At 45.1% G+C, this 14,802-nt stretch carries 13 protein-coding genes and 1 other annotated feature; of the genes, 3 read left to right on the top strand and 10 right to left on the bottom strand.

Going from position 1 to position 14,802, the window contains the following annotated elements; genetic code table 11:
* Window positions 1-13 precede the first annotated feature (13 nt).
* From pheS to thrS, 6 genes are all read right to left on the bottom strand, one after another.
* Window positions 14-997: a phenylalanine--tRNA ligase subunit alpha gene (gene pheS, locus LC084_RS05550; RefSeq protein ID WP_226570053.1), complete on the bottom strand. Its 984-nt coding sequence runs from the start codon at window positions 995-997 to the stop codon at window positions 14-16.
* 127 nt (window positions 998-1,124) lie between these two features.
* Window positions 1,125-1,249: a sequence feature (Phe leader region), on the bottom strand.
* Window positions 1,200-1,244, bottom strand: coding sequence for a pheST operon leader peptide PheM (gene pheM, locus LC084_RS05545; RefSeq protein ID WP_106120997.1), 45 nt, complete (start codon window positions 1,242-1,244; stop codon window positions 1,200-1,202). It overlaps the preceding feature by 45 nt.
* Before the next feature lie 113 nt (window positions 1,250-1,362).
* Window positions 1,363-1,719 (bottom strand): 50S ribosomal protein L20, encoded by a 357-nt coding sequence (gene rplT, locus LC084_RS05540; protein WP_013366084.1) that lies wholly within the window; start codon window positions 1,717-1,719, stop codon window positions 1,363-1,365.
* A 159-nt stretch (window positions 1,720-1,878) separates the two neighbouring features.
* On the bottom strand, window positions 1,879-2,076 hold the full coding sequence (gene rpmI, locus LC084_RS05535) for a 50S ribosomal protein L35 (protein WP_001124225.1): 198 nt from the start codon (window positions 2,074-2,076) through the stop codon (window positions 1,879-1,881).
* Window positions 2,077-2,166: 90 nt separating this feature from the next.
* Window positions 2,167-2,709 carry a translation initiation factor IF-3 gene (infC, locus tag LC084_RS05530; protein WP_226571144.1) on the bottom strand — a complete coding sequence of 181 codons (543 nt, stop codon included), beginning with the start codon at window positions 2,707-2,709 and terminating at the stop codon, window positions 2,167-2,169.
* A gap of 3 nt (window positions 2,710-2,712) precedes the next feature.
* The gene (gene thrS, locus LC084_RS05525) at window positions 2,713-4,641 is read right to left on the bottom strand and encodes a threonine--tRNA ligase (protein ID WP_226570051.1); all 1,929 of its coding nucleotides are present in this window, start codon (window positions 4,639-4,641) and stop codon (window positions 2,713-2,715) included.
* A gap of 979 nt (window positions 4,642-5,620) precedes the next feature.
* On the opposite strand from thrS, the gene betT reads away from it, so the two are divergent.
* Both betT and LC084_RS05515 read left to right on the top strand, forming a co-directional pair.
* Entirely contained in the window at window positions 5,621-7,615 is a 1,995-nt protein-coding gene (gene betT / locus LC084_RS05520; protein ID WP_226570049.1) for a choline BCCT transporter BetT, read from the top strand.
* A gap of 464 nt (window positions 7,616-8,079) precedes the next feature.
* Window positions 8,080-9,684 carry an EAL domain-containing protein gene (locus LC084_RS05515; protein ID WP_226570047.1) on the top strand — a complete coding sequence of 535 codons (1,605 nt, stop codon included), beginning with the start codon at window positions 8,080-8,082 and terminating at the stop codon, window positions 9,682-9,684.
* Here the strand turns inward: LC084_RS05515 and umuC are convergent.
* Entirely contained in the window at window positions 9,667-10,929 is a 1,263-nt protein-coding gene (umuC, locus tag LC084_RS05510; protein ID WP_226571143.1) for a translesion error-prone DNA polymerase V subunit UmuC, read from the bottom strand. The two genes, LC084_RS05515 and umuC, sit on opposite strands and share 18 nt — an antisense overlap.
* Window positions 10,929-11,348, bottom strand: a complete 420-nt coding sequence (umuD, locus tag LC084_RS05505; RefSeq protein ID WP_226570044.1) for a translesion error-prone DNA polymerase V autoproteolytic subunit — start codon at window positions 11,346-11,348, stop codon at window positions 10,929-10,931. Before umuD ends, umuC begins: the two co-directional genes overlap by 1 nt.
* Window positions 11,349-11,657: 309 nt before the next feature.
* Between umuD and LC084_RS05500 the strand changes: the two genes are divergently transcribed.
* Window positions 11,658-13,649 carry a methyl-accepting chemotaxis protein gene (locus LC084_RS05500; RefSeq protein ID WP_226570043.1) on the top strand — a complete coding sequence of 664 codons (1,992 nt, stop codon included), beginning with the start codon at window positions 11,658-11,660 and terminating at the stop codon, window positions 13,647-13,649.
* Between the two features lie 83 nt (window positions 13,650-13,732).
* On the opposite strand, the gene LC084_RS05495 is transcribed toward LC084_RS05500, so the two are convergent.
* Both LC084_RS05495 and LC084_RS05490 read right to left on the bottom strand, forming a co-directional pair.
* On the bottom strand, window positions 13,733-14,071 hold the full coding sequence (locus LC084_RS05495) for a GlpM family protein (RefSeq protein WP_226570041.1): 339 nt from the start codon (window positions 14,069-14,071) through the stop codon (window positions 13,733-13,735).
* A 271-nt stretch (window positions 14,072-14,342) separates the two neighbouring features.
* Entirely contained in the window at window positions 14,343-14,585 is a 243-nt protein-coding gene (locus LC084_RS05490) for a hypothetical protein (RefSeq protein WP_226570039.1), read from the bottom strand.
* Window positions 14,586-14,802 lie beyond the last annotated feature (217 nt).

The following is a 14,802-nucleotide window of genomic DNA, read 5'->3' as shown; positions in this document are numbered from 1 at the left end:
GCAGAGCCCCGCCTTATTTAAACTGTTTGAGGAAACGTAAGTCGTTTTCGAAGAATGAACGCAAGTCAGTTACGCCATAGCGCAACATGGTCAAACGCTCCATCCCCATACCGAACGCAAAACCGGAATACACTTCTGGATCAATGCCCACATTCCGTAAAACGTTCGGATGCACCATCCCGCAACCCAGCACTTCAAGCCATTTGCCATTTTTCCCCATTACATCCACTTCGGCAGAAGGTTCAGTGAATGGAAAGTAAGACGGCCGAAAACGGATTTGCAGGTCTTCCTCAAAAAAGTTACGCAGGAAATCATGCAGCGTACCTTTCAGGTTGGTAAAACTGATGTTCTTATCAACAATCAGCCCTTCCATCTGATGGAACATCGGCGTATGAGTCTGATCATAGTCATTACGGTATACACGGCCGGGAGCAATGATACGAATCGGTGGCTGCTGGTTTTCCATGGTGCGGATCTGTACGCCAGATGTTTGTGTACGCAACAGGCGCGTAGCATCAAACCAGAAAGTGTCGTGGTCAGCACGTGCCGGGTGATGACCCGGAATGTTCAGGGCATCGAAGTTGTGGTAGTCATCTTCAATTTCCGGGCCGGTTGCCACGGTAAAACCCAGCTCACCGAAGAAACTTTCAATACGGTCTATTGTGCGGGTTACCGGATGCAACCCACCATTTTCAATACGACGCCCCGGTAAGGTCACATCAATGGTTTCTGCAGCCAGACGGGCATTTAGGGCTTCACTCTCAAGAAAATCTTTGCGTGCGTTAATTGCCTGCTGAACCTGTTCTTTGGCTTCGTTGATTACCGCGCCAGCTGCAGGACGTTCTTCCGGAGGAAGATCACGCAGGGTTGTCATTTGGAGGGTCAGGTGCCCTTTCTTGCCCAGATATTCAACGCGTACATTATCTAACGCGGCAACATCCTGGGCATCGTTTATGGCTGCCTTTGCACTTGCAACCAGCTCTGCGAGATGTGGCATGGTATTCCTCTTGTGCCGGCACAATTGCCGGAGTAGTTAGTCTTGGTTCGAAAACGACAAGCCTTAGCCTTTTATTGCCCGGCTATCATCATGCTGCTCAAAAGCCTGGCATGGGGCCAGAAAAGGTAAAAAAAAAGCCTCCATCTGGAGGCTTTTAGCGCTTATTTTCCGTTTCTTTTCTTACGCGCAAAGCCCCCCTGAATCAGGCGCTAAAGTAAAAAAAGAAGCGGAAAATAGCAGCATTCATGCTTGCAGTTACCTTTTTGGTCAGGTGAAACGTGTCTATTCAACTGATTTTGTTGCGAAATGTCAATCCCGTTTGCAACAAATGTAAAGAGGGAGCAAACGCTCCCTCTCCATCTGGCTTACGCCAGAGCTGCTTTCGCTTTTTCAACCAGTGCAGTGAATGCCACTTTGTCAAATACTGCGATATCAGCCAGGATCTTACGGTCGATTTCAACAGAAGCCTTTTTCAGGCCGTTGATGAATTTGCTGTAAGAAATACCGTTCTGACGTGCTGCTGCGTTGATACGTGCAATCCACAGTTGACGGAACTGACGCTTTTTCTGACGACGGTCACGATAAGCGTACTGACCTGCTTTGATAACAGCCTGGAAGGCAACGCGGTATACGCGAGAACGCGCACCGTAGTAACCTTTAGCTTGTTTCAAAATTTTCTTATGACGTGCACGTGCAATCACACCACGTTTTACGCGAGCCATGGCTCTCTCCTGTATCTATATTCTGTAAGCCCGGTTTGCGTATTGCTCAGCCAGACTAACTGTTTTCGTGCAGACTGTTTGTTTAAACAGCCAGAAAAGCAGTTACTGTTGCCGGAAAATACAAACCTGTTGGGCAATAAAAAGTTAAAAGTTAACGACTTATGCGTACGGCAGGCACGCAATTACCAGGCCCAGATCGCCTTTAGAAACCATGGCTTTCGGACGCAGGTGACGTTTACGTTTGGTCGCTTTTTTAGTCAGAATATGACGCAGGTTAGCGTGCTTATGCTTAAAGCCACCTTTACCGGTTTTTTTGAAGCGCTTAGCAGCACCGCGTACGGTCTTAATTTTTGGCATCTTTTTACTTCCACTTCGCATTGTTAATAAATGAAACAAAGGCGAACCGGGCCAGTTGAGCAAGCTCTACCGGCCTGGTTACTTGGTAGCCTACTGTTTCTTCTTCGGCGCAAGCACCATAATCATCTGACGGCCTTCGATCTTCGTTGGGAAGGATTCGACTACTGCCAGTTCATTCAGATCTTCTTTCACGCGATTAAGCACTTCGATACCGATCTGTTGGTGTGCCATTTCACGCCCACGGAAACGCAGGGTGATTTTGGCTTTGTCGCCATCTTCGAGAAAGCGAATCAGGCTGCGGAGTTTTACCTGATAGTCACCTTCATCAGTACCAGGACGGAATTTAATTTCCTTAACCTGGATAACTTTCTGCTTTTTCTTCTGTTCCTTAGAAGACTTACTCTTTTCATAGAGGAATTTGCCGTAATCCATAATACGGCAAACTGGCGGCTCGGCGTTAGGGCTGATCTCTACTAAGTCGGCTCCGGCTTCTTCAGCTTTTTCCAGAGCTTCTCTCAGACTCACTACACCAATCTGCTCGCCATCGATGTCTGTTAAGCGAACTTCCTGAGCGCGAATCTCGCCATTAATACGATTCGGACGCGCCGTTTGAACTCGTTTTCCGCCTTTAATACCTTATTCCTCCATTTGATGAAGACTGCGGCTGCGAATTTCTTGTTGCAGCTTCTCGATCACTTCATTTACGTCCAGACTGCCAAGGTCTTTACCGCGGCGGGTACGAACGGCCACTTTGCCAGCTTCGACCTCTTTATCACCGCAGACCAACATATAGGGCACCCGACGTAAAGTGTGCTCGCGGATTTTAAAGCCAATCTTCTCGTTTCTCAAGTCTGCTTTTACACGAATGCCCGCATTTTGCAATTTTTGGGTCAATTCGTTCACATATTCTGCCTGCCCGTCAGTAATATTCATAACGACAACCTGAACAGGAGCCAACCATGTTGGGAAGAACCCGGCGAACTCTTCAGTCAGAATACCAATAAAGCGTTCCATTGAACCCAGAATTGCACGGTGAATCATAACCGGAACCTGGCGTTCGTTATTTTCACCCACGTAAGATGCACTCAAACGAGACGGCAGCGAGAAGTCCAACTGGACAGTACCACACTGCCATGCACGATCGAGGCAATCATACAGAGTAAATTCAATTTTCGGCCCGTAAAACGCGCCTTCACCCGGTTGATATTCAAACGGGATATTATTTTCTTCAAGTGCTACTGCAAGATCTGCTTCAGCACGGTCCCACATTTCGTCAGAACCAATACGCTTTTCAGGACGCGTAGACAGCTTAACAACAATTTTTTCAAAACCGAACGTGCTGTACATATCGTAGACCATACGAATACAGCCGTTCACTTCATCGCGAACCTGATCTTCAGTACAGAAGATATGCGCATCATCCTGGGTAAAGCCACGAACACGCATCAAGCCATGCAATGCACCTGATGGCTCATTTCGGTGGCAACTACCGAACTCAGCCATACGCAATGGCAAATCACGGTAAGATTTCAAACCCTGATTAAAAATTTGCACATGACCAGGGCAGTTCATTGGCTTAATGCAATATTCACGGTTCTCTGAAGAAGTAGTAAACATAGCATCTTTATAGTTGTCCCAGTGCCCTGTTCTTTCCCACAGCACACGGTCCATCATGAACGGCCCTTTCACTTCCTGATACTGGTATTCTTTCAGCTTAGAGCGAACAAAGGTTTCCAGTTCACGGAAGACAGTCCAGCCGTCATTGTGCCAGAACACCATACCCGGCGCTTCTTCCTGCATATGATACAGGTCCAGCTGCTTACCAATCTTACGATGGTCACGTTTTGCCGCTTCTTCCAGGCGTTGCAGATAAGAGTTTAATTGTTTCTTATCCGGCCAGGCAGTGCCGTAAATACGTTGCAGCATTTTATTATTGCTGTCGCCACGCCAGTATGCCCCTGCCGTTTTCATCAATTTAAAATAGTGGCAGAAACGCATATTCGGCACATGCGGCCCACGGCACATATCAATATATTCTTCATGATGATAAAGCCCCGGGCGGTCATCATGACTGATATTCTCATCAAGAATAGCGATTTTGTAGCTTTCACCGCGTTCAACAAATGCCTGGCGTGCTTCGGCCCATGACACTTTTTTCTTGATGACGTCGTAATTCTTCTCTGCCAGCTCATGCATACGCTTTTCAAGCTGGTCAATATCTTCCTGAGTCAATGTATGGTCCAGGTCGACATCATAGTAGAAACCATTGTCGATCACCGGGCCAATAGCCATTTTTGTTTTAGGCCACAGTTGCTTGATGGCGTGCCCCAGTAAGTGAGCACAAGAGTGGCGAATGATTTCAAGCCCCTCAGCATCTTTTGCGGTAATGATAGCCAGGGTTGCGTCGCTCTCGATCAAATCGGTTGCATCAACCAGTTCACCATTTACCCGCCCAGCAACACAGGCTTTTGCCAGCCCTGGGCCAATATCAAGCGCAACATCCAGTGGACTTACAGCATGGTCAAAACTACGTTGACTGCCGTCAGGAAGCGTAATTACAGGCATTCTAATTCCTTAATTTGCAGTGGTGACCCACACGAAAGATCACATACAAAATCATATTTAACATATTTATCAGTAGGTTACACAGGAATTCTCGCTTCACTCTGCGGAATATGTACATTTCAGTGAAAAAATTACCAAATGTACCCTGTGGGCTATTGATAAGCTCGCTCCGAATAGTACACGTTTTGAGGTCAATCAACCATGTTTTCCTTTGGTTTCAATCGTCATCGCCTATTCGACCAATAAGAGAGTGGTACCTTGCCCAGTATTCCGCCACTGATTTTTCGTGCTGCTGCTCCCTTTGCCACATCGGGTTATTATTCGGACCTGAGAGATAGATTAATTTTATTCAGACCGATTGTAAGCATCCTGGCAAAACCCACCATTCACTTTTAGAGATCTTCCTCAATCCCCATAACTCCCTGAATAATCTGGTACCGATATTGGGAAGGGATCAAAGTATGGAAATCCCAAACAAGTGTTTGGAACGAAAACGGGTGTGATTACTCCTTGAACACATGACTTATTGATACAGGCTTCTTACTCTTCTTTTTACCTTATACGTTTATTTATAACTGGAGTTAAACGCCTTACGGTCTCATTTCTTCCAGCGGAGAGCACACCTGCAACACGCGCAAGAACACCACCAGCCATAGAGGTTCCGGTCGGCCAGTAAAAAACCGTTGTATGAAATCAGACCTCCGTTCAGCCGACTATCTCCCAAATATGAGCTATGATCGTTCTGTGAGTTTTTTACTATTGAGTTTGTCTCTGCATGCTACTTCGAAAAACACGGATACACGCATACGTTTTAATGGGCATATTCATTATTTTCCAGCCCATTAAAATGAGAAATTTCAATATCTAAAACCACTAAAATTGCAAAAAACAGTCAATTACGCTATTATTGCCGTGCATTCTGGCATATTTGTCAAATGGAGAAAGCCACCTAATTTTAACTTAACGGACTATAAACGCCATGTCTCAGACTGAATTCAATGCGGGTGTTCCCCGAAAGCAAATTAACCCTCCCGTGTTTTATACCTCTGCTGCACTCATTGTTATTGTCGTGGCTTTTGCCGCGTTGTTCCCTGAACTCGCTGACCAAAAATTTAAAGCTCTGCAACAGCAAATATTCACCAATGCCAGTTGGTTTTATATTCTCACCGTTGCGCTGATTCTCCTGACCGTGACTTTCCTTGGGTTATCACGCTATGGCAACATCAAGCTTGGGCCGGACCATGCCTTGCCTGACTTCAGTTATGTTTCCTGGTTCGCGATGTTGTTCTCAGCCGGTATGGGGATAGGTCTAATGTTCTTTGGTGTTGCCGAGCCGGTGATGCACTACCTTTCACCGCCAGTGGGCACGCCCGAAACAGTGGAGGCCGCCAAAGAAGCCATGCGGTTGACCTTCTTTCACTGGGGGCTCCATGCATGGGCCATTTACGCAATTGTCGCACTCATCCTTGCCTTTTTCAGTTATCGCCACGGATTGCCGCTGACATTACGTTCAGCACTCTATCCAATAATTGGCGAACGCATTTATGGCCCGCTGGGGCACGCTGTTGATATTTTTGCCGTTATTGGTACGGTATTTGGTGTTTCCACTTCACTCGGCTATGGTGTTTTGCAGGTCAACGCCGGGATGCATCACCTGTTTGGTGTGCCTATAAATGAAACAGTTCAGGTTATTCTGATAGTTGTTATTACAGCTCTGGCAACAATTTCTGTTGTTTCCGGCCTTGATAAAGGCATCAGAATATTATCGGAGCTCAACCTTGGTTTAGCCGTTTTACTGTTACTGTTGGTGGCCATTCTTGGGCCAACAGTATTGTTACTGAAATCCTTTGTCGAGAATACTGGGGGATATCTTTCTGAGATAGTCAGTAAAACATTTAATCTCTATGCCTATGAACCAAAATCCAGTAATTGGCTTGGGGGATGGACCTTGCTGTACTGGGGGTGGTGGCTATCCTGGTCGCCGTTTGTAGGGATGTTTATTGCCCGAGTGTCTCGTGGCCGCACCATCCGTGAATTCGTTACCGGCGTATTGTTTGTTCCTGCAGGCTTTACATTAATGTGGATGACATTCTTCGGTAACAGTGCAATTCATCTGATTAAAGATAAAGGTGCTGTTGACCTCGCCAATACGGTACAGCAGGATGTGTCGCTCGCCCTGTTTAACTTCCTTGAACATTTTCCGTTCTCCACAGTGTTGTCCTTCATTGCTATGGCAATGGTTGTTGTCTTCTTTGTCACTTCAGCTGATTCTGGTGCAATGGTAGTTGACACACTGGCATCTGGTGGCGCCGAACGCACACCTGTTTGGCAACGTATTTTCTGGGCAGCCACAATGGGTATTGTGGCTATAGCACTGCTTCTGGCTGGCGGCTTGAGTGCATTGCAAACGGTGACAATTGCCAGTGCATTACCCTTCTCAGTTATTCTACTTATTTCCATTTATGGGTTACTGAAAGCCTTGAGAGTGGATATAACCAAACGCGACAGCCAGACTTTAGCAACCATAGCGCCTACCGCTTCGCGTAACCCGATTCCATGGCAGCGCAGGTTACGGAATATCTCTTATCTTCCTAAGCGCTCTCAGGTTAAACGCTTCCTTGATGAAGTTATTCAGCCTGCCATGGTGCTGGTTGAAGAAGAGCTGGGCAAGCAGGGTACCCGGAGTGTCATTGATTCATCTTCTGACGACCGTCTGCATTTAGAGGTTGATTTAGGTGAAGCACTCAACTTTATCTATGAAGTCCGCTTACGCGGCTACAGCCAACCGGCCTTTGCTATGTCTGGCCTGGATGACGACCAGAATGCTGAGCAGCACCGTTATTATCGTGCTGAGGTTTACCTGAAAGAAGGTGGCCAGGATTATGACCTGATGGGCTGGAACCAGGAACAGATCATTCACGACATTCTTGACCAGTATGAAAAACATTTACACTTCCTGCACTTAGTGCGCTAATGCACATGCCCCTTTATTCAATAAAGGGGCTCAGATTGATGAAAAAGAAGGAAAAATGTGGTTTTTCCTTCTTTTTCTAATAGCTACCACATTCTGCTTTACCAATGGTAGCCATCATATAAATCGACTACGTTTTCAAACCTGCCCCTGAGGAAAACCTGCCCTTCTTCCTTTGTAAAAATATCCCCACCCTATTTTCTAACCCTACCCGTTATACCGACACCATCAGGTTCAACAATATAAATTGCCAATCCCATTGAAAAACCAGGTATTTAATTCAAACCAGCCGTTAGCTGTTATTAATCACTTTATTTTTATAGCCTATAGATATCCCTGTACATAAATTAAATCTCATAACACTCATGGCATACTTCACATCTTCATTTTTTTACCACTTGCTTTTTATTGATTTCCCTATCAATCTGTAACTTACATACTGGCAATTTGACTTGTTCAGGTGAGTAGTGCAAACATTTATTCGTGTTATATACAGACGTCTTCCTATTACTCTTGTCACTACAGCTGTGACCCTGGCGGTTGTCATGATTCTGGCCGAAGCCTCGTTTTACTCCGCCAGTAAGCAACGTATGCAAGCTTTTTCTGAAGCATTGACTAACAGGAGTGATGTCCTGTTTAACGAAATTAATACCGTAAAGCTCAAAAGCCAGTCATTTGAATTGTATACCCCGTGCAGCCCGGCTTTTTTGAGGCGGTTACGTCTCAACTTGTGGTCATTTACCTTGATCAAGGACATTGGCTGGGTACAGAATAACACCATGATATGTACTGCACTGTGGGACAAGCTATCGCCTCCACTAGCAATCAATTTATATAATCAAAAAATACAATTAAAAAACAGCACATGGATCATTAATGCGAGTATTGATGAAAACATTTATGGTAACCTGGTGCTATTCGGAAATTATGTTATTGTATTATCGCCTCATGTATTTAGTAATTTCCAGGATGACAAAACGCCACATCAATTAAGCTTCATAATTAGTAATAAAAGCCAGAATCACGACATCATCAAATATGGCAGTGAGCTAAAACGTTTGGAGAGTGAAAAACAAAATATTAATAGCCTGAGTTTTATAACATGGAAAACCTGCTCACAACAATATGATTTTTGTGTCACCTCAGGAGGAAAGCCTGACAGTATTCAGGATGCTGGCGTGGTACTTATTTCATCTCTTTCCTTTATTTCTATCTTTATAGGCCTACTCATTTCATTAAGCATTAATCTGTATATTGATAAAAAGCGTTCTCTGGAAAAACGCTTACTCGATGCCATTAACAAAAACAAACTACACTTGGTTTACCAGCCAATCTATCACCTTAAAAAGAATAAGATTATTGGTGTTGAAGCTTTGCTACGCTGGAAAGACCCGGATATTGGTTTCATTTCCCCCGATATTTTCATTCCTCTGGCTGAAGCAAAAGGGATGATGACACAAATAACCCAATTAGTTACCCGTAAAGCCATTCATGATACTGGTGATCTGGTCAAGAAACACAACCTGTATATCAGTATCAATATCAGCTCACATGACCTGAGTTCGCCTGATTACCTCCTATTTTTACAACATGCAATTGCAGATGCACAATTCCCAGCCAGCAATCTTATTCTTGAGATTACAGAGCGTCAGGGTGCGAACACTAATTCACTTAAAGAGATGGTTGAACGTTTCAAGCTCAGTGGTTTTAATATCGCAATTGATGATTTTGGTACCGGGTATTCCAACCTGAACTGGCTCTCTCACCTGTCTATTGATGAAATAAAAATTGATAAATCGATAACCGATTCTATTGAAACAGACTCACTCAATAAGGTACTACTCCCCAACTTGATTAATTTATTAAAAGATATGCACCCTACAGTGGTATTTGAAGGTATTGAAAAACAAGAGCAGGTTGATTACCTGTTAGCACACTTTCCCAATGCCCTTGGCCAGGGGTGGTTTTTTTCAAAGGCGCTGGAGTTGCCTGAAATACAGAGGAAGCTCTCTTTGGAGAGTCATGCTGAACATTCTCACCCAATACCGGGGGGGTTAACTGGCTTGCGGTAAATCCAGGTAACGTGTAGTCCAGGCTGGAGATAGCATGCCTCTTTTCATCGCCCATTCCTGCTGAACCCCCTGGCCTGCAAACCAAACTTTCCCTTTCCCTGAATGGTTTAGGTAATCAACCACTTCCATTAACGCTGCACTATTCGCTTTGGGTTGACAGGTATCAAACAGGTTTAACTGAGCGACACCCTGAGAATAAAAGTCACTCAACATGACCCCGGCTTTCATATATCGGTAACCATTCCGCCAGACTTGTGCCAGCGCCTGGACCGCTGCGGCAATGATATCCCGCGTATCATTCGTTGGAACAGATAACCGCCATGAAGCCTGGTTTGCATAGAAAGGATCACTTTCCGAGTGAGGGCTGGTGCGAAGAAAAACACTCACCATGCAACAATACTGGTGCTCTATACGCAATTTCTCAGCAGCCCGCTCAGCGTAAGCGCAAACAGCTTCATGCATTGCGTTACTGTCAGTTACTCGCTGGCTAAATGACCGGCTACAAATGATTTGCTGTTTAGCCGGGGAAAACTCCTCCATTTGCAGACAAGGCTCACCGCGTAACTCACGCACAGTACGCTCCAGCACCACATTAAAGTGCTTTCGAATAAAATAGGGAGAACACTCTGCCAACTCCAAAGCAGTGTTAATTCCCATCAGGTTCAGTTTCTTACTAATTCGCCGCCCCACTCCCCACACATCGTTAACAGGTACCAGCGCCAATAATTTCCGTTGACGAACAGCACTCGACAAATCAACCACACCACCGGTCTTGCTCCATGTCTTTGCCGCATGATTAGCCAGTTTGGCTAATGTCTTGGTTTGTGCTATTCCAACCCCAACCGTTAACCCTGTATAACGGGCAATACGCTCTCGTAATAACCGCCCAAATGATTCAAGAGAGCAGCAATTTTCAATACCTGAAAGGTGCACAAAAGCTTCGTCGATAGAATATATTTCAACTACCGGAGCCAGTTCTACCAGCGTGGACATAACCCTTTCGCTCATATCGGCATACAGTGCGTAGTTAGAGCTGAAAACATGCACTTTTTGCGCCCGTATCAAAGGCGTTATTTTAAATAATGGTTCCCCCATTTTTATACCCAGCGCTTTGGCTTCAGCTGAACGAGAGATGATGCACCCGTCGTTATTAGATACCACCACTACCGGTTTTTTCTGTAAATCCGGGCGAAAAACAACCTCGCAAGAGGCATAGAAACTATTAACATCAACCAACGCAAACATCACTTAAATGCCTTCAGCGTAAATGTCACCACACCAAAAATTTCCAGTTGTTCTTCATTGCCAAACACGCGGGGAGCAAACAGGGGATTATGTGGAACTAATTTCACTATGGGGTGTAAATGCAATTCTTTAACTGTAAATTCGCCATCAACTGCTGCGACAACAATATCGCCATGAGTAGCCTCCAGAGAACGGTCAACCACCAGTAGATCGCCATCTCCAATTCCGATACCAACCATTGATTCGCCATTCACCCGGATAAAATAGGTCGCGCTGGGATGGCGGACCGCCAGCTTATTCAGATCTATACGCGCTTCAACATAGTCCTGCGCAGGGCTGGGAAAACCACAAGGAACGCGCGCCAGAAAAAGTGGTGGCAGTAAAACTTCGCAGGAAGAACTAAATGGACGGGATGGCATAACAACACCTCACTAATACTGTATATTAATACAGTATTAGTCATTCAAGGATAATTCAAGTGGATTATCCACACATGGACGAATCTCACTGATTTTCTGCTGAATTTACGTGTTATCAGCCAATGTAGTGCGTTCATGCCTTCAACCACCCGGCCAGACATAGAGTTCAGCTCTTCAGTTCGCCCATACCTCTGTTACTAATTTGTATGTGGTAAGAAATTTATTTGTAACGTTCTTCGTACAAAAACCGATAACAACAGAAAGGAGTATCGCTGCAGGAGCATTTTTGATTTTATCTTTGGGGGCACCATGGCTCTTATTACGACTTCATCACGGAAAATTAAGACCCGTACACTCATGTTGGTCAGTAGTTTTCTCACCATCACTCTGGGATTTGTCCTCACAATTGGTTATCTGACCTGGCAGTCAATGACACAAAAGGAGATTGTTGCCAAACGTTATATTCAACAGATAGCCCAAAGTGAATCACTGAAGGTTCAAAGACAGCTCAACAATGCGCTGATAACCGCGCGTGATTTAGGGAACAGCGCATGGGCCTTGAAAGAGGCCGGGATAACAGACCGTACAGGCCTGGACCAACTACTGAAAACTTATCTCTCTACCCATCCCAGTTTTCTCTCAATGTCGTTAGGCTTTGAAAGCAACGTATTTGATGGAAAAGACGCAGATTTTGCCGGGAAGCCTGAGCAAAATACCCATGGTACATATGTAAAATATGTTGATCATGCCCCGGATGGACAGCCAGCTCTGCACAGTCTGGACGATTACAATACACCTGGTGCTGGCGATTATTATTTACTGCCAAAACAGCGCAAAACTGACGTCATTATTGAACCTTATGTCTACCCTTACAACGGTGTGGATGTCATGCTGACATCTATTGCCGCGCCGATTGTTCGTAATGGCGAATTTATGGGTTCAGTTACCTCCGATTTTTCACTGGAAACACTGCAAAAAACTATCCACGCGATTAAACCCTGGGATGGCGCGGGTTACGCCATGTTACTGTCAGCCGGGCAACTGGTTGTAGCAAGCCCGGTAGCTGCCCAAACAGGTAAAAAGTGGCAAGGCCGGCCATTTAGCGAACAGGTCACACGTTTTGATGATCCCGTTCTGAAAGAACCTGTATTTATTGCCTGGGAGCCCATTGTGGTAGGCAACAGCAATACACCATGGACATTAGCAATCGTCACCCCAGTAAGTGTGGTAATGGCAAAGGCCTGGCATGACCTGACACAATCACTCTTACTGATGCTGGTGAGCATTGTTGTAGTCAGTGTAGTGATTGGGCTAATTTTCACCCGAAAAGTGGCCCGTCCTGTCGGTGGTGAACCCGGTGATGCAGCCATGATAGCGTTGTCAGTTTCACAGGGAACCCTGAGTAACTCAATTCCAGTCGCTCCCACCGATAACCAAAGTATTTTCTACGCGCTAAGCACAATGCAAACTCGGCTACATGATATGGTCAGTAATATTAACGTTGCCAGTAACTCAGTACGTACCGGTAGTGCTGAAATTGCTGCAGGTAACCTGGATCTTGCTTCGCGCACAGAGCAACAGGCAGCCGCAATTGAGCAAACAGCAGCCAGCATGGAACAACTCACATCAACCGTGAAAAATAATGCAGATAACGCACACACAGCCACTTCACTGGCAAATGATGCAACCCGCATTGCCGCACAAGGGGGCGACCTGGTCAATCAGGTAGTCACAATCATGTCGCAAATTGACGAAAGTTCCAGCAAAATCAATGATATTACCAATATCATTAATGGTATTGCCTTCCAGACAAATATTCTGTCACTTAACGCGGCTGTCGAGGCTGCGCGTGCTGGTGAGCAAGGCCGTGGATTTGCGGTTGTCGCAGGGGAAGTGAGAAACCTGGCGCAACGCAGTGCGGATGCAGCAAAAGAAATCTCTGTACTCATTGATGAATCAGCGCAACGCGTTACTCACGGTGTGGAGTTGGTCAATAATACAGGGAAAATGATGAAGCAAATTATGACGGCTGTTGAAGACATTCAACATGTCATTACAGGCATTGTTCAGGCACTGGATGAACAAACTCAAGGTATAAGCCAGGTGACTATCGCAGTAAACGAAATGGACACGGCCACACAACAAAATGCTTCGCTGGTACAACAAATTTCTGCGGCTGCAATGTCACTGGAAGAGCAAGCAAAGGTACTGGAAGAAGCGATGGCATTTTTCCGATTGACGGCTTCGTCACATGTAATAGAACACCAGGAAGTACGGTTACTGGCGGGCACAACCCACTAATATTTACTATTCATTGGCAAGGGGGATACTTTCAGGTTATCCCCCTGCTCTTTTGTATGCACGATCGCACGTCATTTACATGTTTAACTGTGCCAGCGAGACCAGCATACTATAAGTAACCAGGCCGCCACGCCCCAACACAATACAGCACTCCCCAATGCCAACGGCACCCGCATCAGCGAACTCAAATACCACAGCGCCAGCAGGTAGACAAAATAAGGGATAATCGCCCACATACCGAAAATGACCGTGGTACGCAATGCGGCAGTTCCACGCTCAGAGGCGACGATATAATGTGCCAGCAAAGCAAAAGTTGGGAACAGCGGAACTAACCCAGCAATATAGTAATTGCGGGTACGTGACAGCAGTGCTATGAGGACCACAACCGCTGCCCCAATCACCGATTTAAACAATAACCCCATCTACTCCATCCGATATTCGGTAATAAAGATAACAGCATACCAACAGGAGAATACCAACACCAGAAAACAATAAATAACGAATGGTAATGGGTTAATAATCTAAATAACCGAATAGATAAATATCTCCCATCCGCAAATCATCAAGAATGGCTACTATAGAAAAAAATGTTTCCATCAGAAAAACAACAGGTATTTAAAAACAAAAAACCGGGACAACATACTCCGGTTTTTATTTTACTTAAGGTAATTTAGTATCAATAATACAGTGTAATTATGACCACCCACCAGCAACCAGTGTGTATACATTAAATGCATCATCCATTGACTGCCCCGTACTTTGTGAGCCGGGAGCGATATTAGAGCCAGCTTCAATATCACTGGCATGTTGTACATTGGCAGTTGCTGCTGTAACAGTTGTATTGGGCGGTGTGGTTTGTGCTGGCTGTGCGGCGAATGCACTAAAAGACATTGCTGACAGCACCAGCGCTGCGGCGGTAATGTTTACAGTTTTCATAATATTTCTTCTCTGTTAACTCATTTATTCTGGCCAGGAAAGCCATACCATTATGGTAGTTCCGGATCACACTTTTTTCCAGACTAATTATTTGGCTATTTGTGCCAAAAATATTATATGCAGGAACATTAACGATAAAAGATGAAGAAAGAATGGAGTGTAATGTAAGGCTATTTAAAGAAATTAATTTAAACTTATTTTTTAAAGCAATTAAAAC

The sequence above is a fragment of the Mangrovibacter yixingensis genome (assembly GCF_020523985.1).
Lineage (GTDB): Bacteria > Pseudomonadota > Gammaproteobacteria > Enterobacterales > Enterobacteriaceae > Mangrovibacter > Mangrovibacter yixingensis.
The sequence above is the reverse complement of the archived record's forward strand: the minus strand, read 5'-3'. Positions and strand labels throughout refer to the sequence as shown.

Bases quoted from the DNA above. Each gene is read 5' to 3' on its own strand.
- pheS (WP_226570053.1), bottom strand. From the start codon at position 997: ATGCCACATCTCGCAGAGCTGGTTGCAAGTGCAAAGGCAGCCATAAAC.
- rplT (WP_013366084.1), bottom strand. From the start codon at position 1,719: ATGGCTCGCGTAAAACGTGGTGTGATTGCACGTGCACGTCATAAGAAA.
- rpmI (WP_001124225.1), bottom strand. From the start codon at position 2,076: ATGCCAAAAATTAAGACCGTACGCGGTGCTGCTAAGCGCTTCAAAAAA.
- thrS (WP_226570051.1), bottom strand. From the start codon at position 4,641: ATGCCTGTAATTACGCTTCCTGACGGCAGTCAACGTAGTTTTGACCAT.
- betT (WP_226570049.1), top strand. From the start codon at position 5,621: ATGTCTCAGACTGAATTCAATGCGGGTGTTCCCCGAAAGCAAATTAAC.
- umuC (WP_226571143.1), bottom strand. From the start codon at position 10,929: ATGTTTGCGTTGGTTGATGTTAATAGTTTCTATGCCTCTTGCGAGGTT.
- umuD (WP_226570044.1), bottom strand. From the start codon at position 11,348: ATGCCATCCCGTCCATTTAGTTCTTCCTGCGAAGTTTTACTGCCACCA.
- LC084_RS05500 (WP_226570043.1), top strand. From the start codon at position 11,658: ATGGCTCTTATTACGACTTCATCACGGAAAATTAAGACCCGTACACTC.
- LC084_RS05495 (WP_226570041.1), bottom strand. From the start codon at position 14,071: ATGGGGTTATTGTTTAAATCGGTGATTGGGGCAGCGGTTGTGGTCCTC.
- LC084_RS05490 (WP_226570039.1), bottom strand. From the start codon at position 14,585: ATGAAAACTGTAAACATTACCGCCGCAGCGCTGGTGCTGTCAGCAATG.